The sequence below is a fragment of the Streptosporangium canum genome (assembly GCF_900113865.1).
GTDB classification, from domain to species: Bacteria; Actinomycetota; Actinomycetes; order Streptosporangiales; family Streptosporangiaceae; genus Streptosporangium; species Streptosporangium canum.
This window is the reverse complement of the sequence record NZ_FOQY01000056.1, coordinates 1-26,219: the sequence shown is the minus strand read 5'-3', so window position 1 is coordinate 26,219 and position 26,219 is coordinate 1. Positions and strand designations below refer to the sequence as shown.

25 protein-coding genes and 2 tRNA genes are annotated in these 26,219 nt (G+C 72.3%); 17 read left to right on the top strand and 10 right to left on the bottom strand.

All coding sequences use genetic code 11. The features are described 5' to 3' along the window. Nucleotides 1-94: 94 nt before the first annotated feature. Complete coding sequence (locus BM085_RS40805; RefSeq protein ID WP_093892100.1) at nt 95-736, bottom strand: hemerythrin domain-containing protein; 642 nt, start codon at nt 734-736, stop codon at nt 95-97. A 589-nt stretch (nt 737-1,325) separates the two neighbouring features. Between BM085_RS40805 and BM085_RS45060 the strand changes: the two genes are divergently transcribed. The 6 genes from BM085_RS45060 to BM085_RS40770 all read left to right on the top strand — a co-directional run bounded on the left by BM085_RS45060 (nt 1,326) and on the right by BM085_RS40770 (nt 4,003). Next, on the top strand, nt 1,326-2,171 hold the full coding sequence (locus BM085_RS45060; protein WP_177245518.1) for a hypothetical protein: 846 nt from the start codon (nt 1,326-1,328) through the stop codon (nt 2,169-2,171). 103 nt (nt 2,172-2,274) lie between these two features. After that, nucleotides 2,275-2,347, top strand: a tRNA-Thr gene (locus BM085_RS40790). A 201-nt stretch (nt 2,348-2,548) separates the two neighbouring features. Continuing rightward, nucleotides 2,549-2,622: transfer RNA gene (locus BM085_RS40785), tRNA-Met, on the top strand. Nucleotides 2,623-2,699: 77 nt separating this feature from the next. Beyond that, nucleotides 2,700-2,864: a 50S ribosomal protein L33 gene (rpmG, locus tag BM085_RS40780; RefSeq protein WP_012887505.1), complete on the top strand. Its 165-nt coding sequence runs from the start codon at nt 2,700-2,702 to the stop codon at nt 2,862-2,864. Nucleotides 2,865-3,126: 262 nt separating this feature from the next. Beyond that, complete coding sequence (locus BM085_RS40775) at nt 3,127-3,573, top strand: MaoC family dehydratase N-terminal domain-containing protein (protein WP_012887506.1); 447 nt, start codon at nt 3,127-3,129, stop codon at nt 3,571-3,573. Between the two features lies 1 nt (nt 3,574). Continuing rightward, entirely contained in the window at nt 3,575-4,003 is a 429-nt protein-coding gene (locus tag BM085_RS40770; RefSeq protein ID WP_093892098.1) for a MaoC family dehydratase, read from the top strand. Nucleotides 4,004-4,227: 224 nt separating this feature from the next. Here BM085_RS40770 and BM085_RS40765 read toward each other — a convergent pair whose 3' ends face one another. Further along, a complete protein-coding gene (locus BM085_RS40765; protein ID WP_093892104.1) occupies nt 4,228-4,644 on the bottom strand; it encodes a VOC family protein in 417 nt (138 codons plus the stop codon). A 5-nt stretch (nt 4,645-4,649) separates the two neighbouring features. Further along, the gene (locus BM085_RS40760; protein ID WP_245789991.1) at nt 4,650-5,030 is read right to left on the bottom strand and encodes a helix-turn-helix transcriptional regulator; all 381 of its coding nucleotides are present in this window, start codon (nt 5,028-5,030) and stop codon (nt 4,650-4,652) included. 274 nt (nt 5,031-5,304) lie between these two features. On the opposite strand from BM085_RS40760, the gene BM085_RS40755 reads away from it, so the two are divergent. Next, nucleotides 5,305-6,609, top strand: a complete 1,305-nt coding sequence (locus tag BM085_RS40755) for a glycosyltransferase family 2 protein (RefSeq protein WP_143121306.1) — start codon at nt 5,305-5,307, stop codon at nt 6,607-6,609. Between the two features lie 75 nt (nt 6,610-6,684). Then, nucleotides 6,685-7,722: a UDP-N-acetylmuramate dehydrogenase gene (locus tag BM085_RS40750; RefSeq protein ID WP_093892095.1), complete on the top strand. Its 1,038-nt coding sequence runs from the start codon at nt 6,685-6,687 to the stop codon at nt 7,720-7,722. Nucleotides 7,723-7,769: 47 nt separating this feature from the next. On the opposite strand, the gene BM085_RS40745 is transcribed toward BM085_RS40750, so the two are convergent. Next, nucleotides 7,770-8,576: an SDR family NAD(P)-dependent oxidoreductase gene (locus tag BM085_RS40745; protein ID WP_093892094.1), complete on the bottom strand. Its 807-nt coding sequence runs from the start codon at nt 8,574-8,576 to the stop codon at nt 7,770-7,772. 552 nt (nt 8,577-9,128) lie between these two features. On the opposite strand from BM085_RS40745, the gene BM085_RS40740 reads away from it, so the two are divergent. Continuing rightward, nucleotides 9,129-9,698 carry a TMEM165/GDT1 family protein gene (locus BM085_RS40740; protein ID WP_093892093.1) on the top strand — a complete coding sequence of 190 codons (570 nt, stop codon included), beginning with the start codon at nt 9,129-9,131 and terminating at the stop codon, nt 9,696-9,698. A gap of 113 nt (nt 9,699-9,811) precedes the next feature. Here the strand turns inward: BM085_RS40740 and BM085_RS40735 are convergent, their stop codons facing one another. After that, nucleotides 9,812-10,708, bottom strand: a complete 897-nt coding sequence (locus tag BM085_RS40735; protein ID WP_093892092.1) for a LysR family transcriptional regulator — start codon at nt 10,706-10,708, stop codon at nt 9,812-9,814. Nucleotides 10,709-10,815: 107 nt separating this feature from the next. Between BM085_RS40735 and BM085_RS40730 the strand changes: the two genes are divergently transcribed. Both BM085_RS40730 and BM085_RS40725 read left to right on the top strand, forming a co-directional pair. Next, nucleotides 10,816-11,325 carry a cupin domain-containing protein gene (locus BM085_RS40730; protein WP_093892091.1) on the top strand — a complete coding sequence of 170 codons (510 nt, stop codon included), beginning with the start codon at nt 10,816-10,818 and terminating at the stop codon, nt 11,323-11,325. A 14-nt stretch (nt 11,326-11,339) separates the two neighbouring features. Then, entirely contained in the window at nt 11,340-12,710 is a 1,371-nt protein-coding gene (locus BM085_RS40725) for an MFS transporter (RefSeq protein WP_245789989.1), read from the top strand. A gap of 89 nt (nt 12,711-12,799) precedes the next feature. Here the strand turns inward: BM085_RS40725 and BM085_RS40720 are convergent, their stop codons facing one another. Further along, nucleotides 12,800-13,036, bottom strand: a complete 237-nt coding sequence (locus tag BM085_RS40720) for a glutaredoxin domain-containing protein (protein ID WP_012887514.1) — start codon at nt 13,034-13,036, stop codon at nt 12,800-12,802. Between the two features lie 128 nt (nt 13,037-13,164). Between BM085_RS40720 and BM085_RS40715 the strand changes: the two genes are divergently transcribed. The 5 genes from BM085_RS40715 to BM085_RS40695 are packed head-to-tail and all read left to right on the top strand — an operon-like array spanning nt 13,165 to nt 20,449. Next, the gene (locus BM085_RS40715) at nt 13,165-14,811 is read left to right on the top strand and encodes an ABC transporter substrate-binding protein (protein ID WP_093892090.1); all 1,647 of its coding nucleotides are present in this window, start codon (nt 13,165-13,167) and stop codon (nt 14,809-14,811) included. Beyond that, complete coding sequence (locus tag BM085_RS40710; protein ID WP_093892089.1) at nt 14,808-16,799, top strand: alpha/beta hydrolase family protein; 1,992 nt, start codon at nt 14,808-14,810, stop codon at nt 16,797-16,799. The genes BM085_RS40715 and BM085_RS40710 overlap by 4 nt, the downstream gene beginning before the upstream one ends. Next, a complete protein-coding gene (locus tag BM085_RS40705; protein ID WP_093892088.1) occupies nt 16,796-17,758 on the top strand; it encodes an ABC transporter permease in 963 nt (320 codons plus the stop codon). The genes BM085_RS40710 and BM085_RS40705 overlap by 4 nt, the downstream gene beginning before the upstream one ends. Beyond that, complete coding sequence (locus BM085_RS40700; protein WP_093892087.1) at nt 17,755-18,588, top strand: ABC transporter permease; 834 nt, start codon at nt 17,755-17,757, stop codon at nt 18,586-18,588. The genes BM085_RS40705 and BM085_RS40700 overlap by 4 nt, the downstream gene beginning before the upstream one ends. Before the next feature lies 1 nt (nt 18,589). Further along, nucleotides 18,590-20,449, top strand: a complete 1,860-nt coding sequence (locus BM085_RS40695) for an ABC transporter ATP-binding protein (protein ID WP_093892086.1) — start codon at nt 18,590-18,592, stop codon at nt 20,447-20,449. 36 nt (nt 20,450-20,485) lie between these two features. Here BM085_RS40695 and BM085_RS40690 read toward each other — a convergent pair whose 3' ends face one another. Beyond that, nucleotides 20,486-21,118 (bottom strand): TetR/AcrR family transcriptional regulator, encoded by a 633-nt coding sequence (locus BM085_RS40690; RefSeq protein WP_093892085.1) that lies wholly within the window; start codon nt 21,116-21,118, stop codon nt 20,486-20,488. Between the two features lie 157 nt (nt 21,119-21,275). On the opposite strand from BM085_RS40690, the gene BM085_RS40685 reads away from it, so the two are divergent. Further along, entirely contained in the window at nt 21,276-22,733 is a 1,458-nt protein-coding gene (locus tag BM085_RS40685; RefSeq protein ID WP_093892084.1) for an MFS transporter, read from the top strand. Nucleotides 22,734-22,847: 114 nt separating this feature from the next. Here the strand turns inward: BM085_RS40685 and BM085_RS40680 are convergent, their stop codons facing one another. The 3 genes from BM085_RS40680 to BM085_RS40670 all read right to left on the bottom strand — a co-directional run bounded on the left by BM085_RS40680 (nt 22,848) and on the right by BM085_RS40670 (nt 25,492). Further along, nucleotides 22,848-23,570, bottom strand: coding sequence for a serine hydrolase domain-containing protein (locus tag BM085_RS40680; RefSeq protein ID WP_245789988.1), 723 nt, complete (start codon nt 23,568-23,570; stop codon nt 22,848-22,850). Nucleotides 23,571-23,648: 78 nt separating this feature from the next. Beyond that, entirely contained in the window at nt 23,649-24,311 is a 663-nt protein-coding gene (locus BM085_RS40675) for a response regulator (protein WP_093892082.1), read from the bottom strand. Further along, complete coding sequence (locus tag BM085_RS40670; protein WP_093892081.1) at nt 24,308-25,492, bottom strand: sensor histidine kinase; 1,185 nt, start codon at nt 25,490-25,492, stop codon at nt 24,308-24,310. The genes BM085_RS40675 and BM085_RS40670 overlap by 4 nt, the downstream gene beginning before the upstream one ends. Between the last annotated feature and the right edge of the window lie 727 nt (nt 25,493-26,219).

The window sequence follows — 26,219 nt, the reverse complement described above, 5'->3', positions numbered from 1 at the left end:
GGGTGAGGGATCAGGTCCCGCGCCCGGACGGGGGGCGGCCCGGCGTCCGGGTGAGGGATCAGTCCGGGTGAGGGATCAGTCCGGCGTCCGGGTCTCAGACCTCGGCGAGGGGGCCGAAGATGAGCCGCTGGCGGCGCCGGTGGCCGCCGCGCAGCAGGGAGAGCAGCAAGGCCAGGACGGGACCGGCCATCTTGCGCAGCCGGGCGAGTTCCTCGGGCCTGGCGTACTGCTCGATCCTCGGCAGGTCGACCCGGACGTCGCCGCCCTTGCGGACCGCGTCCTCGACCCTCTTCCAGTCGGCCACGGACACGTACTTCCTGATGATCGGGAAGAGCAGCCGCTCCTCCTCCTCGATGTGCTCGTCGAGCATGTCGGCGAGCCGGGTGAGCGACGTGACGAGGGCGGAGGCGTCCCGGCCGGCGGCGAACGCGGTCGCCTGGCCGTTGATCTCGGCCAGCAGGGGGTCCAGCTCGGAGTGGTCGTCGCTGAGGTCGCGCAGGTCCACCTCGGCGCCGGCGGCCCGCTCGATGACGGGCCAGAGCACCTGGTCCTCCATCGTGTGATGGTGGTGGATGCCCTTGCACAGCGCGGCGATGAATCCGGCGATGGCGGTGGCGCGGGCCGGGTCGGCGGACTGCCGGCCCTCCGCCAACTCCGTGGCCAGATCGGCCAGGCGGCGGACATCACCCCGCATGGCGCGGTGGGTGATCTGGAATCCCAGCAGTTCGGGGGTCATCGCGGGTGTCTCCTCAGTCGGTACGGCTTGCTGCCGACCATGATGTGACGGCCCTCTTATGGCTTGGTTGGCGATGACTTGTCATGGGCCTGGCACGGAGGCCCCGCGACTCGCAGGGCCGGCACAGGGGCGACCCGAGGTCTGCGGACCCTGGCGCGGGGTGGCCCCGCGGCCTGTGGGCCTGGCACGCAGACGACCTTGGCGTCGTTGACGGTGTAGTCCTCGCCCGGACCCTTGCCGCTCAGCTTGCCGCCCTGGAGCGTCGCCGGCGAGGCGTCGCTCAGGTCCGCCGGGGTCTTCCTCACGCCCCAGCCGCCAGTTCGCCGCCGCCGAGCGCGGCCAGCGCGGACAGGAGCCCCGCTCCACCCGCTCTCACCGCGCGTCCCAAGTTCGCCACGGAAGGTATTCGGAGCCGTTAGACCCTTGGTTTGGTCGTCCGCACCGTACGATGCGAAAAGCCGCCCGGCGGATGGCCGTCACTCCGCCGCCGGGCAGTGGAAAGTCCTCCCCCTGACCTGGTCAACCGTGCGGAAGTCGCGCGGACGTCGTGCGGACGTCGTGCGAGAACAGTGGAAAACAGGGGGAAGGTATGCGGACAGTCACCATCGCCGCGGCGGTCGCCACGCTCGTTTCGGGCGTCGTGGGCGCGGGATCCGGGACGGCCGTCGCCGAGACCGGTGCCACGGCCCCGGGGCCGATCTACGTGTTCAACCTCTACGGGGCCGAGGAGGGGCGGGCCGACCGGCGCCCGGCGAACCTGGTCGCCTCGGAGTTCACCTCGCTCAGCGAGCTCACCTGGAAAAGGTGGGGGCCGTACGCGGCGGTCGGCACGGGCAAGCTGAGCGGGACCTGGTGCATGCCGGGCTGCCAGGAGGAGCCGTACACCGCGACGATCCTTCTGGGCGGCACGCGAACGGTGAACGGGAAGAGATACTTCACCCGTTTCGGCATTACCGGCGACTTCCCCAAGCCCGAGGAGCACGTCGACACGCTGATCGGGAACCTGCCCAAGCCCAAGCAGGCCGACCGGGCGGAGCAGGACGACCGAGCCGAGCAGGGCGGTCGCGCCGAGCAGGCCGACCGGACGGAGCAGGACGGTCGCGCCGAGCAGGGCGGCCGGACTGACCGGGCTGACCAGGCGGAGCAGAGCGGTCGCGCCGAGCACGCCGGCCGAGGGGACCGTGCGGAGGGGGCGGACCAAGGCGGCCGGACTGACCGGGCCGACCGGACTGACCGGGCCAACCGGACTGACCGGGCCGACCGGGCCAACCGGACTGACCGCGCGGAGCAGGGTGGCCGCGCCGAGCACGTCGGCCGGGCTGAGCACGTCGGCCGGGCTGAGCACGTCGGCCGGGGGGACCGCGCGGAGCGGGCGGAGCAGGGCGGCCGGAGCGAGCACGCCGGCCGGGTGGAGCGCGGACACCGGTGGCGCTGACGACGGAGCGGTGATGATCCGCGAGGTCCCTGTTTGATTTCGCATCGCGCTGCCGAGGCGTGTATGGTTACACCTGTCCGCAGCGCGAAAGCGAAGCAGACAGGCCCCTTTAGCTCAGTCGGCAGAGCGTCTCCATGGTAAGGAGAAGGTCTACGGTTCGATTCCGTAAAGGGGCTCAACAGCCTAAAAGCCCTAGCCATCCGGTTAGGGCTTTCGGCTTGGGTAGGCCATGACGGTCACCCGAAAACACTCAAGGTTCCCGGCGAGCGGGCGGGCATACTGGGGAAACCCAGAACGATGCCCCTGACCTGCACAAGTACGCAGGCAGTCTGCGCGTCGGGTATCCTTGCGGGGGTCGGTCGATTTCGTCGGCCCAAGGCGGAGTAGCTCAGCCAGGCAGAGCAAACGGCTCATAATCGTTGTGTCGCCGGTTCAAGTCCGGCCTCCGCTACTACCCTCCCGGGTTCCCCTCATAAGGGAAGCTGGGCTGGGTTGTCCACAGTCCCGAACGTAGAAAGGCACTCCCAAGTGGCTGCCACCGACGTTAGGCCGAAGATCACGCTGGCCTGCCAGGAGTGCAAGCACCGCAACTACATCACGCGGAAGAACCGGCGCAACGACCCGGATCGGCTTGAGCTGAAGAAGTACTGCCCGAACTGCAAGACGCACAAGGCGCACCGCGAGACTCGCTAAGTCTCTGCGAAGCCTCCCGGCTCTCGGCGGGAGATGGGTACTTCAGTAGCACTCACATACTCAACGTAGACCGGCGTCCTCGTGGGGGGCGCCGGTTTGTCGTATCTTCACAGCTTTCCCGCCCGGGTGTTGACCACGCTCGACAGCCGGTGCCGGGCGAGGGCCGGGCTACGGTTTCCTGGTGGCCGACCCGGGGAGCAGACCCCGGAATCTTGTTCTGTTAATGTCGGCCTCACCAGCTCGGTATCCGCAAAGGAGCACGATGGCTCTGAACCGTGATTTCGTCGGGCGGGCGTCCGCGCCTTCCGCGCCCTACGAGGTCAGCCGCGTGAAGATCAAAGAGTTCGCGACGGCGATCGGCGACAACAACCCGATCTACCGGGACAGGGAGGCCGCACAGGCCGCCGGTCACCCGGACGTGGTCGCGCCGCCCACCTTCCCCATCGTGTTCAGCCTGGCCGGCGGGACGATCCTGGCCGACCCCGAACTCGGCCTGAACTTCGCCATGGTCGTCCACGGCGAGCAGCGCTTCGAGTACCAGCGGCCGATCCACGCCGGTGACGAGCTGGTCAGCGTCTCCACGGTGACCGACATCCGCAGCGTCGGCCGCAACGAGCTCATCACGGTCAAGAGCGACGTCACCACCGTCGACGGTGAGCCCGTCTGCACGACCTACAACACCATCGTCGAGCGCGGAGGGGCGGGCTGAGATGGCAGCGACTGTCAAATACGACGAGGTCGAGACGGGGCAGCAGATCCCGCCCGCCGACTATCCGGTCCGCCGCGTCAACCTGGTGATGTACGCCGGAGCCTCCGGCGACTTCAACCCCATCCACTGGAACGAGCGCTTCGCCAAGACCGTCGGCCTGCCCGACGTCATCGCGCACGGCATGTTCACCATGGCCCAGGGTGGCCGGTTCGTCACCGACTGGGCCGGCGACCCCGGCGCGATCGTCGACTACGGCGTGCGGTTCTCGTCCATGGTGGTCGTCCCGGACGACGAGCAGGGCGCGATCATCACGGTGAGCGGCGTCGTCGAGGAGAAGCTGGAGGACAACCGCGTGGTGGTCGCGCTGACCGCCAGGTCCGGCGACTCCCGGGTGCTCTCCAAGGCCCGCGCGGTGGTCCAGCTCGCCTAGCGATCCCCGGTCGCCTGCACTCCAGCCGCAGATCATGATGTCGCCGGTCAGGCCGGCGCGGAGAACGGCTGCGCCACCGATGGTCATCGTGAGCCGTGTGGCCAAACGAAGATCATCGGTGGTCGCGGATCACAGCGCGGCGCCTGACCGGTAGCGGTGGATGTTCGACCAGGCGGGTGTTTCAGTTCGGCGGCGGGTGAGCCTCCGGTCCATGGGGCCGGAGCTCACTGCCTGCGAGGCTGGCTGAAGCGCACCATGTTGCCGGAGGGGTCGCGGAAGGCGCAGTCGCGCACGCCGTACGGCTGGTCGACCGGCTCCTGCAGCACCTCGCCACCCGCGGCGCGGATGCGCTCGAAGGTGGCGTCGCAGTCGCCGGTCCCGAAGATGACACCGCGCAGCAGGCCCTTCGCCAGCAGTTCCGCCGCGGCCTCCTTGTCGGCGGGCGAGGCGTTCGGGTCACCGATGGGCGGTTCGAGGACGATGTCCACGTCAGGCTGCGACGGAGCGCCGACGGTCACCCAGCGCATCCCCTCGAACCCGACGTCGTTGCGCACTTCCAGGCCGAGAGCGTCCCGGTAGAAGGCGAGCGCCTTGTCGTGGTCGTCGACGGCGATGAAGGTCTGCGAAAGTTTGATGTCCATGCGGTTCACACTATGAGCGGGGAGTTGGATCCCGCTTCTCCATTCCTGACCGGTCGCGTGTAGACCTTGGCGACGCAGGCCGGGATGGCGGCGCCCGCGTCATGTCGGCGGGCCCGGTATGAGCTCGGGCTCTCGCCGACCAGCTCGGTGAACCGCGAGCTGAACGATCCCAGCGATGTGCAGCCGACCGCGAAGCAGACCTCCGTCACCGTCAGGTCACCCCGCCGCAGTAGCGCCTTGGCCCGCTCGATCCGGCGCGTCATCAGGTAGCTGTACGGAGACTCCCCGAAGGCGGCGCGAAAGCTGCGGGAGAAATGGCCCGGTGACATGAGGGCGACGCGCGCCAGCGCCGGAACGTCGAGCGGCTCCGCGTAGTCGCGGTCCATCAGGTCACGGGCCCGGCGCAGCCGGACGAGGTCCTCCAACGTCACACGACCACCATCCCACAGCGCTACGACGCCGCCGGTGCCGACGCAGTCGGCACCGGCGGTCCGCGTGCCGGCCCGGCGCGCCCGGGCCGGGATCCGGTGGGTTCGGGCCGGCGGTCAGGCCTGTCCGGGGCGGCGGTCCGGCGTGTTCGCGCCGCTGGTCCGGCCCGCTCGATCGCGGCTCGCGGGGTGGGGGCTGATTCTTCCCCCGGTCCGTGGGTAGCGTCCGAAGATGAACGAAGTACCACCTCACGTGACGGGGCTCGCCGAGCAGCGGGCCAGGGCGCGGGCCGGCCGTGACTACGCCGGGGCCGACGCGCTCCGCGCCAAGATCGAAGCAGAGGGCTGGCTCGTCCGCGACACCGGGGACGGCTTCGAGCTCACTCCCAGGCCCCCTTTCGAGGTGTGGCCCACGGTGGCCTCCGTCCCTGAACCCGGGGCGGGTGACCGGCCACCCAGGCAGGCCGGCGTGGCGGATTCGGGCACCGTGGGCTCCGGCGCCGCGGCTTCGGGCACTGTGGGCTCCGGTGCCGCGGCTTCCGGCACCGTGGGCTCCGGCGCCGCCGGCCGTGACGCCGCCTCCATGGACGCCGGCCGGGTCGCCGAGGCCGCGGATCCTTCCGCCCGGCCCGAACGGCTCGGTGACCTGGACGCCGAGCGGGTCGCCGAGACCGAGGCGGCGCCCCGGCAGAAGCCCGAGGGATCCGAGCTCGTGGGCCGTTCGGACGAGGACTATCACGAAGGCCATCCCGAGCGGACGATCTCTTCCCAGCTGCTGTGGGACGCGAGCCTGGCGGTGTCCCGGCTCGACGAGACGATCACCCCGGCCGAGCCTCACCCGCCTGCCGTTCCGCCGACCGTGACCGTCGGTCTCCTTGTCGACGGCTGGCCCGATGACCTGCGAGACTGCGTCCGCGCCCTGGTCGCCCGGACCGAGGCCAGGATCATCGGCCTGGACCTGGGAAACGTGGACGGCGCCGGCGTCGTCCTGGAGGAGCTGGCCGAGGAGTTCCCCCGCAGGGTGGAGGCCTGGCACGTGGCCGAGACCCCGCACTGGAGGGGAGGCACGGCGGAGTGGGGCGAGAGCCGTACCAAGCTGCTGAAGCTCGACAGCTCCGACGTGCACGTCGTGATGGAGACCTCCACGATCCTGGACGGCGACGCGATCACTCCGCTGGTCAAGGTGCTGACCGACGACGTGGCCGCGGCGGGCTGGAAGGGGGTGAACCCCGGGGCGGACGGTCACGACTGGCATGACGCCGAGCCCGGCGAGGTCCGCGGGCTGCTCGGCCACCTGTTCGCGGTCAGGCGTGACGCCGCGCTCGCGGTGGGCGGGTTCCCCGAGGGCGCCCGCTACTACCGCAACGCCGACCTGGAGTTCTCCCTCACGCTCCCCGGCACCCTCATCGCCCTCGACAGGGACCTGCCGGTCCACCAGGAACGGCACCGCGGCTATCACGACGTCGATCCGGGCTACCGCGACAGGGAGTCCCGCAGGACCTATGACCGCGTGCTGAGGCTGCTCCAGGACACGTAGGCGGCTCCACGACGCGCGGGCCGCCCGGCGGCACGTAGGCTGGTCGCGGATTTCGGCCGGGTGGTGGGGAAGCGCATGACTGAGCGGGTTTCAGGGGTACGGCTGGCGCCGTACACGACGGTGGGGCTGGGCGGACCGGCCGGGGCGTTCGTGACGGCGGGTTCGGCGGAGGAGATCGTCGAGCTGGTGGCCGCGGCGGACCGGGCGGGTGAGCCGGTGCTCGTGCTCGGCGGCGGCAGCAACCTGGTCGTGTCGGACGAGGGCTTCGACGGACTGGTCGTGCGCGTCGCCTCGCGGGGGATCGAGGTCGACGGGGACCGGGTCACCGTGCAGGCCGGGGAGGACTGGGACGCGCTGGTGGCCCGCACGGTGGCGGAGGGGCGTTCGGGGATCGAGTGCCTGTCCGGGATCCCGGGCCTGGTCGGGTCCACGCCGATCCAGAACGTCGGGGCCTACGGGCAGGAGGTCTCGCAGACGATCACCGGGGTGCGGGTCTACGACCGCACGTCCGGTGAGGTGAGCGACCTGGCCGCGGGGGAGTGCGGGTTCGCCTACCGGCACAGCGCGTTCAAGGAGGATGCCGGGCGGTATGTCGTCCTGGCGGTCACCTACGGGCTGGCCGAGGACGGGCTGTCCGGTCCGGTCGCCTACCGGGAGCTGGCCGCCAGGCTGGACGTCGCGCTCGGCGAGCGGGTGCCGGTGGCACAGGCTCGCGCGGCGGTGCTGGAGCTGCGCCGGGGCAAGGGGATGGTGCTCGATCCCGATGACCCGGACTCCCGCAGCGCGGGCTCGTTCTTCACCAACCCGCTCCTCACCGCCGGTGAGGCGGCCGAGCTGGAGCTGCGCACCCCCGGTTTCCCCCGCTGGGACATGCCGGACGGCTCCGTCAAGGTCCCGGCGGCCTGGCTGATCGAGAACGCCGGGTTCCCCAAGGGCTACCGGCGTGGCCCGGCGCGCATCTCCACCAAGCACACCCTTGCCATGACAAATCCGGAGATGACGGCAACGACCGCGGACCTCCTCGACCTCGCCCGTGAGGTCCGGGACGGGGTGCTGGAGAAGTTCGGCGTCACCCTCGTCAACGAGCCCGTGATGGTCGGCACCCGCCTCTGACCGTACGGCGGGCGGCCCGGCTGACCGTACGGCGGGCGGCCCGGCGGTCAGATCTCCTTGAGGAACCCGGCGTCGACGGCGAAGTCCGCGCCGGTCGTGCTCGCCGATCGGGGCGAGGCGAGCAGCGCGATCACGTCGGCGACCTCCTGCGGCTCGACGAGGCGCCCGGTCGACAGCTTCATCATCTCCGGTGCGACGCTGTTCATCACGCTGTCACGGTCGGTGCCCGCCTGGGCGGCGATGATGTCGGCCGCGCCTCCCTCCTCGGTCCACCACGCCGTCCGCACGGGCCCGAGGGAGAGGGTGTTCACCCGGATGCCCTGCGGCGCGAACTCCTCCGACAGCGCCTTGGTCAGGTTGTTCAGGCCCGCCTTGGCGGCGTTGTAGTCGACGTTCATCGGGGCGGGAAGCTTGGCGCCGCCCGAGGAGACGTTGACGATCGAACCGCCGCCCCGCGCCAGCATCGCCGGGATGGCGGCACGGACCGCCCGAACCACCGAGAACAGGTTGAACTCGAACATCGCCCGCCAGTCCGCGTCGTCCGGGGTCAGGAACCCGAACCGGGGCAGCGACACGCCGGGCGGAGGGCCGCCGGCGTTGTTGACCAGGATGTCGAGCCCGCCGAACTCCGCCACGGCCCGCGCCACGACCTGGCCGGGCGCTTCGGGGTCCATCAGGTCGACCGGTACGTGGAGCAGGTTGGCGCCGCCGAGCGCCGCCAGCTCCGGGGTGCTCTTACGCGAGGCGGCCACGACGCGGACCCCCTCGTCGAGCAGGGTGCGGGTGACGGCCAGGCCGATGCCCTTGGAGGCGCCGGTGACGACCGCGACACGGCCGGAAAGCTGCAGGTCCATGAATGTCCTTCGGGTGGTTGTCCTCGGCCCCGCCCGATCGGCGGGGGATCTTCTGGGGGCAAACGTATGACCAGCGTGCGGCCCGGGCCTGGCGGGATTCGGACCAGCAGATTCAGCGGAATTCGGACCCGCAATCCGGCGTGACCGCCCCGGTACATCGGCGGCCGGAACGCGCCGGCGTCGTGAGTCGCCGACGGCCAAGATGGGGCGTCGCCGTCCCGGTTCTGGTCGGATCGCACTCCCGGGCGCACTCCAGGTGTCACCGCCGGAGATGAAGCGCCGAGGAGTCGAGAAAGGTGCCGTTCCGGGGAATCAGCAGGTGCTTGTGGCTGTTAAGGTCGGGTGGAAACACCCGAAGGGGAGTAGTCCCAATCGCGTGATCGACATGCTGGCGCCTCAGGGCGCCCGGTCGCGCGGGCCCGGAGTCCGAACGGACACAGGCGGACGAGACCTTCGGCCTGGCAGGCATACACAGATGCTGCCGGGCCGAAGCGTGCCCGACTCCCGGGTGCCCCCTTCCGGCCCGGTCGCGCACGCGGAAGGGCAATCTCGTTGGAAGCGTTCTGGATCAGCCTCGCTGTGATCTTCGTCGCCGAGCTCGGCGACAAGAGCCAGCTCATGGCGATGACCTTCGCGACCCGGTTCAAGCCGTGGCCGGTCCTGGCCGGCATCACCCTGGCCACCGCTGTCGTCCACCTGGTCAGCGTCGGCCTGGGCCGGCTGGCCGGCGACCTGATCCCCACCACGGCGATCACCATTGTCGCGGGCATCGCGTTCCTCGGCTTCGCCGTGTGGACGCTGCGCGGTGACGAGCTGACCGAGGAGGAGTCGCAGAAGGCGCAGCGCACCACCCGGTCGGCGATCATCGCCGTGACCGTCGCCTTCTTCCTCGCCGAGCTCGGCGACAAGACCATGCTCGCCACCATCACGCTGGCCACCCAGCACGGCTGGTTCGGCACCTGGCTCGGTTCGACGGTCGGCATGGTCGCCGCCGACGCGCTGGCCATCGCGGTCGGCCGGATGCTCGGCAAGCACCTGCCTGAGAAGATCATCCGGTACGGCGCCGCCGCCGCGTTCGCGATCTTCGGTGTCATCCTGCTGGTCGAGCCCCTGCTGGCCTGACCGGGTACGGCGATCCGCCCCGGAACAGCTCCGCAGCCGTCCGGCCTGGCCATGTCACAGGTCCGGGGCTGTCCGGCCTGGCCATGTCATCGGTCCGCGGCCGTCCGGCATGCTCACGACGCCGGCCGGTCGCCGTCCTGCGGGTTCACCCCGAACGAGGTGAGCAGGTGCCGCAGGGCGGCGGTGAGCGGTCTGTCGCGGACGGCGATCGAGGTGATGACGACCGGCTCGGCGAGCGGCCGGAAGGTCACGCGGAACGCGGGCGGCAGCCCCGAGACCTCGTAGAAGACCGTCCAGGAGGGGGCACCTGTCCCGATCTCGGCGAGGGTCTCCTGCAGGCTGGTGAACGGCGGTCCCGGTGGCGGTTCGATCCCGGCCTCGCGGCAGGCGCCGGTGATCAGATCATGGAAGGGCGGGTTCTTCTCTCGCGGGGCCAGCCGGAGGGGCAGGTGCGCGAGCTGCTCCAGGCGCAGCGACGGCTCGGCCGCCAGCGGGTGGGCCGAGGGGAGAGCCACGTACAGCGGGTCGGTCCAGACGGGGACCAGCCGCAGCCCGGGGGCCGAGGTCAGGGCGCGTACGAGCGCGGCGTCCAGTTCGCCCGAGCGCACGGCCGCCAGCCGGTCGGCCAGCGGGGCGTCCTTGAGCCGGACCTGCAGGCGGGGCGCGATGGCGGCGAGCTCGGCCAGGGTGCGGTAGAGCCGGTCTCCCGGGCCGTGGACCGTGCCCAGCCGCAGGATGCCGTCCGTGCCCGCCGTGATCTCGGCCGCGACCTGCCGGGCGCGGTGCGCCGCGGCGAGCACGGCCCTGGCCTCGGGCAGCAGGCGCTCTCCCGCGGCGGACAGGCGGACGTGCCGGGTCGAGCGGTCGAAGAGCGGCAGCCCGAACTCCCGCTCCAGCCTGCGGATCTGCTGGCTCACCGCCGACTGCACGATGTTCAGGCGCTCGGCGGCCCGGCCGAATCCTCCCTCCTCCGCGACGGCGAGGAAGTACTCCAGCTGCCGGAGCTCCACAGCCCCCCCATTCATCACGATCGGTGATTTCTGCAGGTGACAACTGCTTCTGGTTCGCGGGATGTTCCCACGCTCGAATGGGACGCGAACACCTGGAAGGAGTGGGCATGTCCATCAGTGATCCAGATATGAGCGGTGCCGTGGTCGTCCGCGCGGAGAGCGCCGAGGTGGTGGAGCTGTCGGCGGGGAGCGCGTTCGGGCTTCTGGCCGACGCCAGTGGCACCTGGGGCGCGCTCGGCGTCAACCGTCTCACGCTGGGCAGCGGCGCCCAGGGAGCCGGTCCGCACCATCACACACTGTCCTCGGAGGCGTTCTACGTGCTCGACGGGGTCATGGAGTTCCTGCTCGGCGACCGGGTGACCACGGTGGCCAGGGGCGACCTCCTGGTGGTGCCGCCGAGGACGCCGCACGCGTTCGGCGCCGCCCCCGGTTCGACCGCCGAGGTGCTGGTGGTCATGACGCCCGGCGTCGAGCGCTTCGGCTACTTCCGGCACCTCGGGCGCGTCGCCCATGGTCAGGAGGCCGCCGACAGCCTGCTGGCCGTACAGGAACGCTACGACGTCCACTTCGTGAGCAGCGCGGCCTGGCAGGCCGCGCGGACCTCCGCCACCCGATGAGAGAAGCGCCGTCCATGGCTTCCCCCTCCGCCACCGGGCAGCCGCCCGTCGTGGCCGCCGATCCGGCCCCGATCGGGCCGTTCTCGACCGCGGTACGGCTCGGCGCCCTGTTCGGGCCCGCGGTGTTCGGCGTCACCGCGGCGGGTGTCGCGCTGCCCAAGGTCGCGGCCGCGCTGCACGCCGGACCCGCCGCGGTGGCCTGGGTCCTCACCGCGCACGCCCTCGCGCTCGGCATCGGCACCGCGGTCTTCGGGCGGCTGGCCGACTCCTGGGGCGTGCGGGCCGCGCTCACCGCCGGCTCGCTGGTCCTGGCGGCCGGCGCCGTGGTCTGCCTGGCGGCTCCGAACCTGGGGGTGCTGATCGCCGGCCGCCTGGTGCTCGCCGCCGGGTCGGGGGCGATGACCGCCGGTGGCCTGGCCCTGCTCGCCGCCGTCGATCCGGCCGCACGGGCCAGGGTGCTGGCCGCCTACGGCGGTGTCATGGCGCTGTTCGCGGCCGGTGCCACGCTGATCGGCGGTGTGACGACGACCTGGCTGTCGTGGCGGGTCACCCTCGTGCTGCCCGCGCTGTCACTGCTGGCTGTGCCGCTCTGCCTGCGCCTGGCCACCAGGCCGGGATCGAGCAGGCCGGTCGACGTGGCCGGCGCGGCCCTGCTCGCCACCGCGGCCGCCTCGCTGCTGCTCCTGATCCAGGCGCCGGTGCTGGGCCTGCCGGGTGCGGTCGCCGCGGTGATCGCGGCCGTGCTGGTGCTGTCCTCGGCGGGCCTGGTCTGGCGGGTCCGGCGCAGAGCGGACGGCTTCGTGCCACGCTCCGTGGTGGGCGACGCGGGATTCTGGGTCGCGGCGGCCATCGGCGTCGGCGTCTACGGCGGGCTGTTCGCCGCGATGTACGCGGTGCCCCAGATCCTGGCCGGGACCCACGGCTGGAGCGTGCTCGCGGTCGGCGCCGCGCTGCTGCCCGGCGCCGCGGTGGGCGCCGTGCTGTCCCGCCTGGCGGGCGGTCTCGGTGCCGGCACCGGCCGGCGGCTCCTGGCCGGCGCCGCCACCGTGACGGGCGGCATCCTGGCCATGTCCGGGATCACCGGCGGCGGGGCGTTTCCCCTGGTCACGGGCACCTCGCTCGCTCTGGCCACCTTCGCCCTCACCCAGGTGGTGCTCACTGGGGAGATGTCGGTCCGGCTTCCGCCGCCCCTGCGCGGCGCGGGCATGGGGCTGCTCAACCTCGCCTTCTTCGTCGGCGGGGGCGTCGGCTCCGCCGTGGCCGGGGCGCTGGCCCCGTCGATGGGGCTGTCCCGCGTGCTCGTCGTGGTGGCGTGCTTCCCGCTGGCCGCCGCGGTGCTCGCGCTGACGTCGGTGCGCGCCCCGAAGGGCGAGCCGGGACGCTGATCCCCGGACGGAACGCCGATCGGCCGAGCGGGTGCCGGCCGGTGCGGTCCGGCCGCTCGTGGGCTGTTCCGCCGACGGGCGGCGGCCGTTCAGGCCAGGCGGGCTTCGATCTCCCGGACGCTGGGATTGACCAGGGCCGATCCGTCGGGCAGGACCACGGTCGGGATCAGCCAGGAGCCGTTGTTGAGTTCGGTGATGAGCTCGATCGCGCCCGGCGTCCGGTCGACGTCCACCTCGGTGAAGGGGATGTCCGCGCGGGTGAGCCCCTCCTTCAGCCGGTGGCAGTGGCCGCACCAGGGGGCGCTGTAGACGGTGAGGGAGGCCATGAATTCCCCATTCAACAGGTGGGTTTGACCGGAATGCTACCTAGCGAATACTCTCCTGTGCCAAGTGGATAGTAATGGTAGACGCAGCAGCTAGGTGAGCTGGCTGGTCGCATGAAAGTGGGTCCCCCGTGGCCGATCTCCCCGATGTCGCCCTCACCCGACGCTCTCTTCTGAGATCCATCGCCATCGTGGGAGGCCTGGCCGCTGTCCCGGCTCTCGTCACGGCCTGCGGCTCGGACGGCCCGGCGGCCACGTCCGGGGACGCCGGCGGCGCGGCGAAGTCCCTCGACGTCCTGAAGGTCGCGCTGCCCTCCTCCATCAGCTCGCTGGACGCGAGCAAGGAGGCGGGAATCATGAACTACGTCGTCGCCCTCCTCTGCCAGGAGGCGCTCGTCGGAGTCGGCCAGGACGGCAGCCTCCAGCCGGCCCTGGCCGAGTCGTGGAGCCGTAAGGACCCGAAGACCTACGTCTACAAGATCCGCAGCGGCGTGACCTTCGCCGACGGGACGCCGCTGACCGCCGACGACATCGTGGCCAGCCTCGACCTGCACGCCAAGAAGGGCTCCACCTCGGCCTTCGCCTACGCCTACGCCAACGTCGACAAGATCGAGGCCGGCGGCCCCGCCGAGGTGACCATCACGCTGAAGCAGCCCGACGCGTCCTTCGCCTGGACCCCGTCGCCGGGGACCCTTCTCGTGACGAGCCGCACGTTCATCGAGGCCACCGGCCAGGACATCGGCACCCCCACCGGGAAGATCCTCGGGACCGGGCCGTACCGGGTGACCGAGTTCGCGCCCGACTCGCACGTGACGCTGGAGCGCAACGACGCCTGGTGGGGTGGCAAGGCGCCGTACCGCCAGATCAGGCTCGACTTCATCCCCGAGGAGTCCACCCGGCTGCTCGCCATGCGGGGCGGCTCGGTCGACGTCGCGCTGAACGTGCCCGCCGAGCAGATCGACCAGTGGAAGGCGGTCTCCGGCGTCGAGCTGAAGACGGCCAGTGACCGTTCCCTGGTCACACTCGCCTTCAACACCGCCAAGAAGCCGTGGGACGACATCCACGTCCGCAGGGCGGTCGCCCACGCGGTCGACCGGGACGGCATCGTGCGCAGCGTCCTGCGCGGCCACGGTCAGGTCGCCACCACCGTCACCGACCCCGCCCAGTGGGGCGGCGTGCTCGGCGAAGCCGAGGTCAAGAGCCTGTACGAGAGCATCCCGCAGTACGGCTTCGACCTCGCCAAGGCCCGTGCCGAGCTGGCCCAGTCGTCGGTTCCCGGCGGCTTCAGCGACGTGCTGACCTACCCCGGCAGCGGACCGCAGCTCGGCAGGGCCGCGCTCACCCTCGCGCAGAACCTCAAGACCATCGGGATCACCCTGGAGGTCAAGGAGGTCCCGCTGGAGCAGTGGATCGCCGAGCTCGGCAAGCACGCCTCCGGCGTCTACCTCGGCTGGTACTTCGCGACGACGGGCGACCCGTCGGAGTACATCCAGCAGCTCCTCAACGGCGCCTTCGTCGGCGAGAACGGTTCCAACATCGCCGAGTACGCCGACGACGAGGTGACCGGGCTGCTCGACCAGGCCAAGAAGGGCACCGACGAGGCGGCCCGGGGCAAGCTCCTCGGGGAGGCGCTGGTCAAGGCCGCCGCCGACGTCCCCTACCAGCCGCTGTGGTGGGGCGAGGCGGCGACCGCGTTCGGTCCCGGCGTCGGTGCCGCGGACTTCGGGCCCTACTTCTTCGTCGGTCCCTGGGCCGCCAAGCTCTCCACCCGCTCATGACGGGGCCGGAGGCGCCGGCGGCCCCGCCGGAGGCGCACGCCGCGCTGCTGGAGGCGCACGCCGCGCTGACCGGGCTGCGGGTGCCCGAGAGCGTGGCGCTGGACCCGCCGGGCGGTCGCGTCGCCTGCGTCCTGCCGCTCGCGGACGCGGGACCGGTCGCGCACGTGCTCGACCTCGGGCGGGCGGGCGCGCCCGTCCCGGTGCCCGAGGCGCCGGAGCGGTGGCACGCGCTGACGCGCTGGCTGCCGGACGGGAGGCTGCTGCTCGCCTCCGGTGAGGGGCCCGATCTCGACCACGTCGAGGTCCGCGCCGGCGACGACCTCACCCCCGTCTGGCGGGTCCGGGCGGACGGCGAGATCGAGGACCTGGTCGCGGGCGACGACGGGACCGTGCTCGTACGGACCGCCGACCCCGGCAGCGAGCGCGACGGCAGCCACCTCGGACTCCGGGTCCACGACGGATCCGACCCCTTCGTCCGCACCCCGGGCGGACGGTTGCGCCGGCTGGCCTGGGCCGCGGTCGGCGACGCGCGCCTGCGGCCGATCCCGGTCGAGGGGCTGACCGTCTGGGAGGCCGACTGGCGGGATGGCGTCGCGCTCGCCGTGACCTCGGCCGACGAGACCCCTGGAGGGTACTACCGGCCCAGGCTCGACCTGATCGACCGCGAGACCGGCGCGACCCGGACCCTCCTGCGCACCACCTGGCAGCTCAGCCGCCCCCGGCTGGCACCCGGCGGGCGCGCCGCCGTGGTGGTCGAGGGGCTGTCCATCGTCTCCGGCCGGATCATCCACGTCGATCTGGTCACCGGGGAGACGACGACGCTGGCCGCCGTGGACGACGTCACCGACCTCGGCTGGCTGGACGGGAACACCCTGTGGTTCACCGGCTGGTCGGGCACCGGGACGCACGGCGGCACGCTGACCGCCGACGGCCGCACGCTGACCCGCTGGACGGCCTGGGGCACCCTGGGCGGGCGGGACGGGCAGCCGTCGCTCTCGGTGGACCGCGCCGGCACGCTCGCCGCCGCGGTCTGGGAGACGGCCGGACGGCCCCCGGAGATCGCGGTCGCGGACGTCGCCGGGGGCGAGTGGCGTCAGGTCACCGGTCTCAACGACGACCTGGCGTGGCTCGCCGTGCACCAGGAGGAGGTGACCTGGACCGGCCCCGACGGGCTCGCCGTCCACGGGCTCCTGCTGACCCGGCGCGAACCCGCGCCGCCGGGCCCGGCGGACCCGTACGGCCAGGCCGATCCGGACGGCCCGGAGGTGCGGCAGGGGCCGGCGCCGCTCGTCGTCATCGCGCACGGCGGGCCGACCTGGCTGTGGTCCAGCGCCTTCGCCCCGGCCGAGTCCGGGCAGCTCGCGCTGCCGCTCGCGCACGCGGGCGCCGCCGTACTGCTGCCCAATCCCCGGGGCAGCAGCGGGCGCGGCCAGGACTACGCGCGCCGCGTCATCGGGCACGTCGGCGAGGAGGACCTGGACGACGTCCTCGCGGGGGTGGACCACCTCGTCGCGGCAGGTGTGGCCGATCCCGGGCGGATGGCCGTTCTGGGACTGAGCTACGGCGGCTATCTCAGCGCGTGGGCGGTGACCCGCACCGGCCGGTTCCGGGCGGCGGTGGTGATGTCCGGGGTCGCCGACTGGATCAGCTTCGCCAACGCCGGCAACCTCGCCCACGGCTACGACCCGCTGTACCACGCCGGGGCCGACATCGCCACGTCCGAGGGCAGGGACTTCCTGGCGGCCCGCTCGCCGGTCTGCCACGCCGCGAAGGTCACCACCCCGACGCTGATCCTGCACGGCGCCGAGGACCGCACGACCCCGGTCGGCCAGGCCGAGGAGCTCTATCGTGCCTGGTCGGCGGCTGGAGTCCGGACCCAGCTGGTCGTCTACCCTCGGGAGGGCCACGAGCTGACCGAGCCGGGACACCGCCGGGACGCGGCGGAGCGTGTGCTCGGCTGGCTGGCGGGGAACGGGGTGCTGTGTTGACGGGGCGGAGCTGGGGCGTGTTCCTGCTGCGCAGGCTCGCGGGCACCGCCGTGGTCGTCGCGCTGCTGTCGATCGGCGTGTTCTGCCTGCTCTACCTCGCCCCCGGGTCGGTCCAGCAGACCCTCCTGGGCACCCGTCCCGCCACCCCGGAGACCATCGCCGCCATCCAGGCCCGCTACCACCTGAACGACCCGCTGCCCGTGCAGTACCTGAGCTGGCTCGGCGGCGTCCTGCGGGGCGATCTCGGCACCTCCATCAGGACCGGGATGCCGGTCGCCGACATGCTCGGGCAGCGGCTCCCGCTCACCCTGGCGCTCACCGGGTACGGCACGGTGCTGGCCGTGCTCGTGGGCATCCCGCTGGGCGTGGCCGGGGCCCTGCGACGGGGCCGGGCCGCCGACCGGCTCGTCGTCACCGCCGGGGTGGTGGGGCTGAGCGCCCCGCCGTTCGCCGTCGGGTTGCTGCTGCTGGTGGTGTTCGCCGCCGGGCTGGGCTGGTTCCCCGTCTACGGCGTCGGCGAGGGCTTCGCCGACCAGGTCCTGCACCTCACGCTGCCCGCCGTCGCGCTGGCCGTCGGCGCGGTGGGCATGCTCGTCCGGTTCAGCCGGGCCGCGCTCATCCGCGAGCTGGACCAGGACTACGTGGTCTTCGCGCGGGCCCGCGGCCTCGGCGCCCCCGCCGTCCTCGGCTACGCGCTGCGCAACTCGCTGGTGCCGATCCTCACCGCCGCGGGGCTCATCGTGACCGGCATGCTGGCCGGGACCGTGCTGGTCGAGGTGACCTTCGCGCTGCCGGGCCTCGGCTCCCTGCTCGTCGACTCGGTCACCTTCAAGGACGTGCCGGTCGTCCAGGCGCTGGCACTGCTGCTCACCCTGCTCATCGCCGCCGTCAACCTCCTGGTCGACGTCGGCTACTCGGCCGCGGACCCGCGGGTCCGGCTCGGCGGGAGGCCGTCGTGACACGTCCATCGAGAGTCGTGACGCGTCCGCCGGTGAGCGTGGTCACCGCGCTCGCCATCCTCCTCGCGGTCGCGGTCGCCGCCGCGTTCGCCCCCTGGCTGGTGCCGGACGCGACCGGCCAGGACCTGATGCTGGGCATCTCCGGCCCGGGGCCCGGCCACCCGCTGGGCACCGACGATCTCGGCCGCGACGTGCTGGAGCTGCTGGTCGCCGGAGCCCGTACGGCGGTGCCGGGGGCGTTGTGCGTCGCCGCGGGGTCGATGCTCATCGGCAACCTCGTGGGCCTGCCCGCCGGATACCTCGGCGGCTGGGCCGACGCGCTGGCCATGCGCTGGGCGGACCTGATGTTCTCCCTGCCCGCCCTCCTCGTGGCGATCGTCGTCGCCGGGGTCCTGGGCGGCGGGTACGGCCTGGCGATCGCCGTGCTGGTGGTGCTGTTCGCGCCCACCGACACGCGGGTGGTGCGCGGGGCCGTGCTGGAGCAGCGGCACCGGCCCTACGTGGAGGCGGCGCGGCTGAAGAACCTCTCCGCCTGGCGGATCATGACGAGGCACGTGTGGCCGAACATCGCCCCCGTCGCGCTGGCCAACGCCTTCCTCAACTTCGCCTACGCGCTGGTGTCGCTGGCCTCGCTGTCCTTCCTCGGCCTCGGCGTCCCCGCCGGCTCGCCCGACTGGGGGCGCACGCTGTCGGACAACCGCACCCAGCTCCTCGCCAACCCCTGGGCCGTGATCGCTCCCGGCCTCGCCATCATCGCCACCGCCGCCGCGCTCAACATCGTGGGCGACTGGCTGTACGAACGCGTCGACCGGCGCGGAAGGACACGCTGACATGGGAATCGCCGTCGAGGGGCTCACCGTGCGCCAGCCCGCGACCGGGCGGACCCTGCTGTCGGGGGTGACCTTCGAGGTCGCGCCGGGGGAGTCCGTCGCGATCGTGGGGGAGTCCGGTTCGGGCAAGTCGCTCACGGTCCGGGCCATGCTGGGCCTGCTGCCTCGCGGGCTGGAGGCCGCCGGAACGGTGCGCATCGCGGGTGAGCGGGTGGACGACGACCCCCGCGCCCGGGCGCGGCAGCGCGGCGGCGTGGTCTCCCTCCTCATGCAGGACCCGTTCACCCTGCTCAACCCGTTGCGCGGAGTCGGGCGGCAGATCGCCGACGGGTTGCCCCGGGGGGCCGACGCGAAGGCCGAGGTGCCCCGGCTGCTGGCGGAGGTCGGGCTGCCCGCCGACGTGGCCGGGCGCTACCCCTTCCAGCTCTCCGGCGGCATGCGGCAGCGTGTCGGGCTGGCCGCCGCGCTGGCCGGCGGGCCGAGTGTGCTGGTGGCGGACGAGCCGACGACCGCGCTCGACGCCACCACCCAGCGCGAGGTGCTCGCCCTCGTCCGGCGTGTCCAGCGCGAGCGGCACATGGCGTTCGTGCTCATCACCCACGACCTGCGCCTGGCGTTCTCCACCTGCGACCGGGTCATGGTGATGTACGCGGGACGGCTCATGGAGGCGGGCGGAGCGGCGGCCGTACGGCGGGAGCAGCTTCACCCCTACACCCGGGCCCTGCTGGCGGCCGAGCCGCCCGCGGACCGGCGGCTCGCCGTCATCCCCGCCGTCGCCGGCTCCGTGCCCGCCCACGACGCCGTGGCCGACCGGTGTGCCTTCGCCGACCGGTGCGCCCTCGCGGTGGCCGAGTGCCGCGACGGCGTTCCGGAGCTGCGCGCCGTACGGGATGAGCCCGGCGCGCCCGCCGGTGTGCCTGCCGTACGGGATGAGCCCGGCGCGCCCGCTGATGTGTCTGCCGTGCGGGGTGAGTCCAGCGCGCCCGCCGTACGGGACGCGCGGCTGTCGGCGTGCCTGCGGGCCACGGAGCTTCCCGCGCCTCCCGCGCCCGAACCGGGTGTCGCGCCCGCGCTCCCCGTCACCGCCGACCCGGTGCTGCGGGTGCGGGACCTGCGCAGGACGTTCGCCGGGGCGCGGCGGCCGGCGCTGGACGGGGTGAGCCTGTCCGTCGCCCCGGGCGAGGTCGTCGGCGTGGTCGGCGAGTCGGGCTCGGGCAAGACCACACTGGCCCGGTGCGTCGCCGGGCTGGAACGTCCGGACGCGGGCACGATCCTGCTCGGCGGCGCCGACTGCTCCGACTACGGCCGGATGGGCCGTGGCGCGGTGCGCCAGGCCCGCCGCACGGCGCAGATGATCTTCCAGGACCCCTACTCGACGCTCAACCCCGCCCGGACCGTCGGCGCGGCCCTGGGCGAGGCGCTGTGGGCCGACGGCCGGCCCGCCGCGCCGGACGACGTCGCCCGGCTGCTGGAGTCGGTCGGCCTGGGCCGGGACATGGCGGGGATGCGCCCGGCCGGCCTGTCCGGGGGCGAGCGGCAGCGGGTGGCGATAGCCCGCGCGGTGGCGGGCGAGCCCCGCCTGCTGATCTGCGACGAGCCGGTGTCGGCGCTCGACGTCTCGGTGCAGGCGCAGATCCTCGGGCTCCTGGCCGAGCTGCGGGAACGGCTGTCGATGGCGATGCTGTTCATCACCCACGACCTCGCCGTGGTGCGGCAGATCGCCGACCGGATCTACGTGCTGGAGTCCGGCCGATGCGTGGAGACCGGCCCGGCGGAGCAGGTGCTCGACGCGCCCACCCACCCCTACACCCGGGCGCTGCTGGCGAGCGTCCCCGACGGCTCCAGCGGCTGGCTGGCCTGACGGACCCCGCCGACGTGAAGACGCGCCATCGGCACGCTACGCGCCGATGGCGGACAGGAGGGTCGCCTCCAGCGCGTCGGCGGCGGTCTCCGGCCGCAGGCGGCCGGAGTCGACCTCCAGAGCGGCCGTGTGCAACAGGCTGTAGAAGACGGAGACGAGCCAGTCCTCGGGCAGGTCGTCGCGGATCACCCCTTCCCGCCGGCCCCGGGTGACGATGTTCCGGACCCGGACCAGCGGCTCGTTGTGATGTTCGCGCATGCGCTCGGGGCCCAGCACCCGCAGGGCGGCCACCTGCAGCCGGCCGTACCGGCCGAGGATCTGCCAGGAGGAGCGGATCAGCTCGCCCAACGCCTCCCGTGCGGGCGTCTCCTTTGCCTCCTCTCCGCCGAGTACGGCGTTGGCCTCTTTGACGGCGTGTGCCATGACCACGTCCATGAGCTCCTCCCGGGAGGAGAAATGGCTGTAGAGGGTGACGCGGCCGACACCGGCCACGCGAGCGATGTCGACCATGCTCACCTCGGAGTTCTCGCTGAAAGCCGTCATCGCGGCGTCGACGATGGCCGCGATGCTCCGTTCGGCGTCGGCCCGGCGCCGGCCCCGGGAGGAGGGGCCGGACAGGGGGCCGCGCGCCGGTTCGCCGGCGTCTGCGTCCTTGTGCGTGGTGGCCATGACGGAAGGGTAGGCGATGCCTTCCCCGCGCCTGTACGACCTTGATCCGCATCCCTGCGCTCGACATGCCCTACCCCCGTATGGCTACACTAATCCGAACAGTAGTGTTCGGATTAGTGCTCGGTATCGAGCTCGCGAATCATGAAGAGGTCACACCATGAGTCATGGCCACCCCGCGCACCCCGCGACGGCCGAAGCTCGACCATCCCCCGGCTCCCGGGGGTGGACAGCACTCGTCCTGCTCTGCCTGGCGCAGTTCGTGCTGATCGTCGACATCACCGTCGTCCAGGTCGCCCTGCCCAGCATCGGCGGCGACCTCGCGCTCGACCGCGAGGCGCTCACCTGGGTGGTGACGACGTACACGCTGTGCTTCGGCGGCCTGATGGTGCTCGGCGGGCGGCTCGCCGACGCGCTCGGGGCACGGCGCACGCTGCTGGCGGGACTCATCCTGTTCACCCTCGCCTCGCTGGCCTGCGGCCTGGCCCCGAACGGCACCGTGCTCATCGCGGGCCGCGCCGTACAGGGAGTCGGGGCCGCCCTGCTGTCGCCGTCAGCCCTGGCGATCATCACGACCGCCTTCCACGGCCCGCTGCGCAACCGCGCCCTGGGCGTGTGGGCGGCGATCGGCGGGACGGGAGCCGCGGTGGGCGTCCTGCTCGGCGGCGTCCTCACCGCCGGTCCGGGCTGGGAGTGGGGGTTCTTCGTCAACGTGCCCATCGGGCTGCTGGTCTTCCTCGTGCTTCCCTCGGTCGTGCGCGCCGACGGCCGGCCTCCGGTCCGGCAGCGGGTGGACGTGCCCGGTGCGCTCGTCGTCACCGCCGCCACCGCTCTGCTGATCTACGGCCTCGTCAACGCCGGCGACGCCGGCTGGAGCGCGGCCGGAACCTTCCTCCCCCTGATCGCGTCCGTGATCCTCTACGCGGTGTTCGTGGCGGTCGAGCGCGGCGTCAAGGCTCCCCTGATGCGGGCCGAGACGCTCGCCCGCCGCCCGGTGATCTCGGGCACGTTCGTGATGCTGATCGCCACCGGGCTGATGCTCGCGCTGTTCTTCGTCAGCTCGTTCTACCTCCAGCAGGTGCTCGGGTTCAGCGCGCTGAAGACCGGCCTGACATTCCTGCCGGTCGCGATCGCCATCACCGCCGGCGCGCACCTGGGCGGCCATCTCATCGGGAAGATCGGCGGCCGGCCCGTCGCCGTGGCCGCCTTCCTGCTCACCGCCGCCGGTGCGGCCCTGATGACCCGGATCTCCCCCGAGAGCAGCGCCTACGCCACCCTCCTGCCCGGCTTCGTCCTCGCCGCCTTCGGCATCGGCCCGGCGTTCGTCACCGCCACCACCACGACCATGGCCAACGTCCCGCCCGCCGAGGCCGGCGTGGCCTCCGGCGTCATCAACACCTTCCACGAGCTCGGCGGATCGATCGGGGTCGCCGTCGTCTCCACGGTGGCCGCCGCGAGTCTCGCGCCCGGCGCGGCCGGCGTCGGCGGCTTCACCGCCGCACTCACCGTGTGCGCGGTCACCGCGGCAGCCGCGGCAGTGGTCGCGCTCGGCCTGGTGCCGGCCGGCAAGCCGTCCGGATCCTTCGTCGGCCACGGGCACGGACACGGCGGGCACTGATGAGACGAGTGGTGGAGCAGTAGCCGTGGCCCACGACCCGCGCCTGTCCTGGTCCCCTTGGAGGCCCCGGCGCGGGTCCGCGGCGCGAGATGTTCGGCCAGGTTCTCGCCCAGGTCAGCTGTCCGTCGTGGCCAGCCGTACCGGTGCGAAGGTCGCCTGACCGGCGCGGTGGAAGCACCAGAGGCGACGGCCGAGTGCGACCGCCCCGAGCACGCAGCAGATGAGGCAGAAGAGCGCCAGCAGCGCAGCAGCCAGGCGGTGACGATCCAGTACTGGAAGTTGAACGCCCCCCAGATCAGCGTCGGCAGCACCACACCCAGCACCGTCACCAGGGCAAGGGGCACGAGCCGCGGAACCAGCCTCGGCCGGCGCGCCGCGCGGCGGCGGGAACACATACTCGTTGTCCGTGCTGTTCGACAGCCCCGAGGTGTGGCTGAGGACCTGGCGCACGGTGATCCGGGCGAAGCGCGGATCGGCCATCTGGAAGTCGGGCAGGAGCTTGACGACCGGGTCGTCCAGGGAGACGCGGTCCCGGTCGACCAGCAGCATGATCGCCGCAGCCGTCATCGACTCGCTCATCGACGCGATCCGGAACCGGGTCCGCGCCGTCACCGCGTTGCCGTCCCCGTCCCGGCCGCGGACGATCGTCTCGACCGACGACCCGTCGATCACGGCCGCCGCGACCCCCGGCGTGCCGTAGACCGAGCGGTAGTCGTCGACGAGTCGTCCGCCGGCGGCATGGGCCGGTGCCGTCCAGCCGAGCAGCACGGCGACGAGCACACCGCCGAGAACGAGGAGGGAGATCACCCGAGGAAGGCGCAGACGTGGGAATCGCACGACGTCGAACCTAGGCCGGGCGTCACCGGCCGACATCACACCAAGGGGTGAGACGGCACCACCCGGCAGGATGGAATCTCAGTCAGGCAGATCGTTGCGACCCACAAGCCCGTTCTCGTACGCGTGGATCACCGCGTGCACGCGGTCGCGCAGGTCCAGTTTCTGCAGGATGGCCCGGACGTGCGACTTCACCGTGTTCTCGCTCAGCACCAGTTCCGCGCAGATCTCGCCGTTGGACCTGCCGCGGGCGAGCAGGCCGAAGATCTCGACCTCGCGTGGGGTGAGGCCGTCCAGGGCCGCCGTCCTCCGCACCGGCACCTGCCGTACGAGATCGAGGATCGTCGCGGCCACCCCCGGGGCCAGCGCCGACGTCCCGGAGGCGACGTCACACACGGCCTGGGCCAGGGCGGCGGGCCGGACGTCCTTGGTCAGGTAGCCGCTCGCGCCGGCCCGGATGGCGGCCACGACCAGTTCGTCGTCATCGAACGTCGTCAGCATGAGCACCCGGGTCGCCGGTGCGATCCTGACGATCTCCGCCGTGGCGGCGACCCCGTCCATGCGCGGCATGCGGATGTCCATCAGCACCACGTCGAGGCGGTGCCGCCGGACGACCTCGACCGCGTCGCCGCCGTTCGCGACGTCGTGGGTGACCTCGATGCGTTCGTCGGCCGACAGCACCGTACGGAGCGAGGCCCGCAGCAGCTCCTGATCGTCGACGAGCATGACACGGATCCCGGTCATGCGCCCTCCTTCGTGGGGAGCCGCGCCCGCAGCACCCATCCGTCGTCCCCGTCGTCGATCGACAGGGTGCCGCCCGCGGTACGCACACGTTCCTCGATCCCTATCAAGCCGGTCCCCTGGCTGCCGACGTCGCGGAGCGCCTTGCCGCCGTCGTCGCGCACCTCCACGGCCAGCTCGGCCGGGGTCCAGCGCAGGCGAACGGTCACCTCGACCGGTGGTTCGAGGTGGCGCAGCGCGTTGGTGATGCCCTCCTGCACGGCCCGGACCGCCGCGACCTCGGCACTCAGGCTCAGTGGCCGTCGCTCACCCACCTCCGCGAACGTCACCGCGTGGAGCGGGCTCGCCGCCGAGGCCACGAGGTCGGGGAGGGCGTCGAGCGAGATCGGGACCTCTCCGGGCCGGGAATCGGCGCGCGGCGCCACGGTGGCCGGGCCCAGGGTGGCCAGCATCGCTCGCAGACCTTGGTGGGCGTCCCGGCCGGCCTCGGCGATGTCGCCGAGTTCGCGGCGGGTCGCCGGATCCGCCGTCGTCACCGCCGCGGCCTCGATCCGCGCGACCATGACGGTGACCGTGTGGGCGATCACGTCGTGCAGGTCGCGGCGGATGCCGGCCCGTTCGTCCGCGACCGCCGCGGCCAGTCGTTCGCTCTCGGCCCGTCGGTCGGCCTCGTGCCTGCGACGTACCAGCAGGGCCGCAAGCCACACGCCGCCGACCACGAGCATCAGCAGCCCGCCCTCGACCAGGCGGGTCCACCCAGGGGTGTCAGAGGGCAGCCGGGCCCACGCCACCAGCTCGGTGAGGACGATCCCGAGCGCGGCGACGGCCAGCGCGACCACCGAGGACCTGACCGAGACCCGGCTGGTCAGCCGCCACAACGCGAGGGGGAAGCACACAGCCGAGGGCAGCATGTTCGGTGACCACCCCAGGAAGGGCGTCAACACCAGGACGAGCATCGCCAGCGCGCCGATCGCATACCCCACCCACGGCCGTCGATGGGCCACCACCGCTCCCACATGGAGCAGGCCGGCAGCACCCGCCGTGGCGAAGATCTGCCACAGGTCCGCGCCGAGGTGCCAGACGCCCGCCAGGATGATCACCGTCAGGAGGGCCAGGACCACGTGCACCACCACCACCACCACCGTCGTCGCCGGCCATGTGCTCCGGCGCTGGGAGGCTGTCACGGTCGTCGCCTTCCGGTGGGCTCGTGGTGGGGAGCCGTGCCCGGCTCGACGTGCCACAGGATAGCCAGCAGCGGGGCGGGCCGATTCTGGCGCCCCGCCACGAACCCGCCGGCGAAGCCCGTCGATGAGCTGCCTCGTCGAACGCCGAGCCGTCGAAGCGGCCGGCGTCCCAGAAGACTGCGCGTGGGAAGTGCTGATCCCCCAACCCCCGCAACGGATCCAGACCAGAACCAGAGCCGAGCAGCAGACCCGGCAATACCGCGCCGGCGTACCCGCTGCTACGCGGTCAACGTCACCACCGGGAACACCGCCCCCATCACCAGCGCGACCGGCGTCATCACCGAGCGCTCGAACTCGCTGCGCGACAGCGGGTTCAGCACCGAATTCAGCGTGATCTGGCGTGGAACCCCGGGCGTTTACGCCCGGGAGGAAACGACAGCGCGGGAGGGCCTCCAGGCCCGAGCGGTGCCGTGACAGTTGGTTTACGTGAGCTGCTCAGCCCGGCCGTTTCTGGTTCTCGAGGTACTCCTCGATGATCGACGGCGGGGCGCCGCCGCATGAAGCGGCGAAGCAGGGCGAAGGAGGGCGGGGACCAAAAGTGCCCGCCCCGCAGATAGGCGTGAAGACCACGTGGGCGTGAAGGCTGTGGACGACGGTCCGGCCTCTGCGGATATCGGGGTTCGGTTCCCATCACGGTGACATGGACCGAATGATAGTTTGTTCGATT

Bases quoted from the DNA above. Each gene is read 5' to 3' on its own strand.
- BM085_RS40805 (WP_093892100.1), bottom strand. From the start codon at position 736: ATGACCCCCGAACTGCTGGGATTCCAGATCACCCACCGCGCCATGCGG.
- BM085_RS45060 (WP_177245518.1), top strand. From the start codon at position 1,326: ATGCGGACAGTCACCATCGCCGCGGCGGTCGCCACGCTCGTTTCGGGC.
- BM085_RS40775 (WP_012887506.1), top strand. From the start codon at position 3,127: ATGGCTCTGAACCGTGATTTCGTCGGGCGGGCGTCCGCGCCTTCCGCG.
- BM085_RS40770 (WP_093892098.1), top strand. From the start codon at position 3,575: ATGGCAGCGACTGTCAAATACGACGAGGTCGAGACGGGGCAGCAGATC.
- BM085_RS40765 (WP_093892104.1), bottom strand. From the start codon at position 4,644: ATGGACATCAAACTTTCGCAGACCTTCATCGCCGTCGACGACCACGAC.
- BM085_RS40760 (WP_245789991.1), bottom strand. From the start codon at position 5,030: ATGGACCGCGACTACGCGGAGCCGCTCGACGTTCCGGCGCTGGCGCGC.
- BM085_RS40755 (WP_143121306.1), top strand. From the start codon at position 5,305: ATGAACGAAGTACCACCTCACGTGACGGGGCTCGCCGAGCAGCGGGCC.
- BM085_RS40750 (WP_093892095.1), top strand. From the start codon at position 6,685: ATGACTGAGCGGGTTTCAGGGGTACGGCTGGCGCCGTACACGACGGTG.
- BM085_RS40745 (WP_093892094.1), bottom strand. From the start codon at position 8,576: ATGGACCTGCAGCTTTCCGGCCGTGTCGCGGTCGTCACCGGCGCCTCC.
- BM085_RS40730 (WP_093892091.1), top strand. From the start codon at position 10,816: ATGTCCATCAGTGATCCAGATATGAGCGGTGCCGTGGTCGTCCGCGCG.
- BM085_RS40725 (WP_245789989.1), top strand. From the start codon at position 11,340: ATGGCTTCCCCCTCCGCCACCGGGCAGCCGCCCGTCGTGGCCGCCGAT.
- BM085_RS40720 (WP_012887514.1), bottom strand. From the start codon at position 13,036: ATGGCCTCCCTCACCGTCTACAGCGCCCCCTGGTGCGGCCACTGCCAC.
- BM085_RS40710 (WP_093892089.1), top strand. From the start codon at position 14,808: ATGACGGGGCCGGAGGCGCCGGCGGCCCCGCCGGAGGCGCACGCCGCG.
- BM085_RS40695 (WP_093892086.1), top strand. From the start codon at position 18,590: ATGGGAATCGCCGTCGAGGGGCTCACCGTGCGCCAGCCCGCGACCGGG.
- BM085_RS40690 (WP_093892085.1), bottom strand. From the start codon at position 21,118: ATGGCCACCACGCACAAGGACGCAGACGCCGGCGAACCGGCGCGCGGC.
- BM085_RS40685 (WP_093892084.1), top strand. From the start codon at position 21,276: ATGAGTCATGGCCACCCCGCGCACCCCGCGACGGCCGAAGCTCGACCA.
- BM085_RS40675 (WP_093892082.1), bottom strand. From the start codon at position 24,311: ATGACCGGGATCCGTGTCATGCTCGTCGACGATCAGGAGCTGCTGCGG.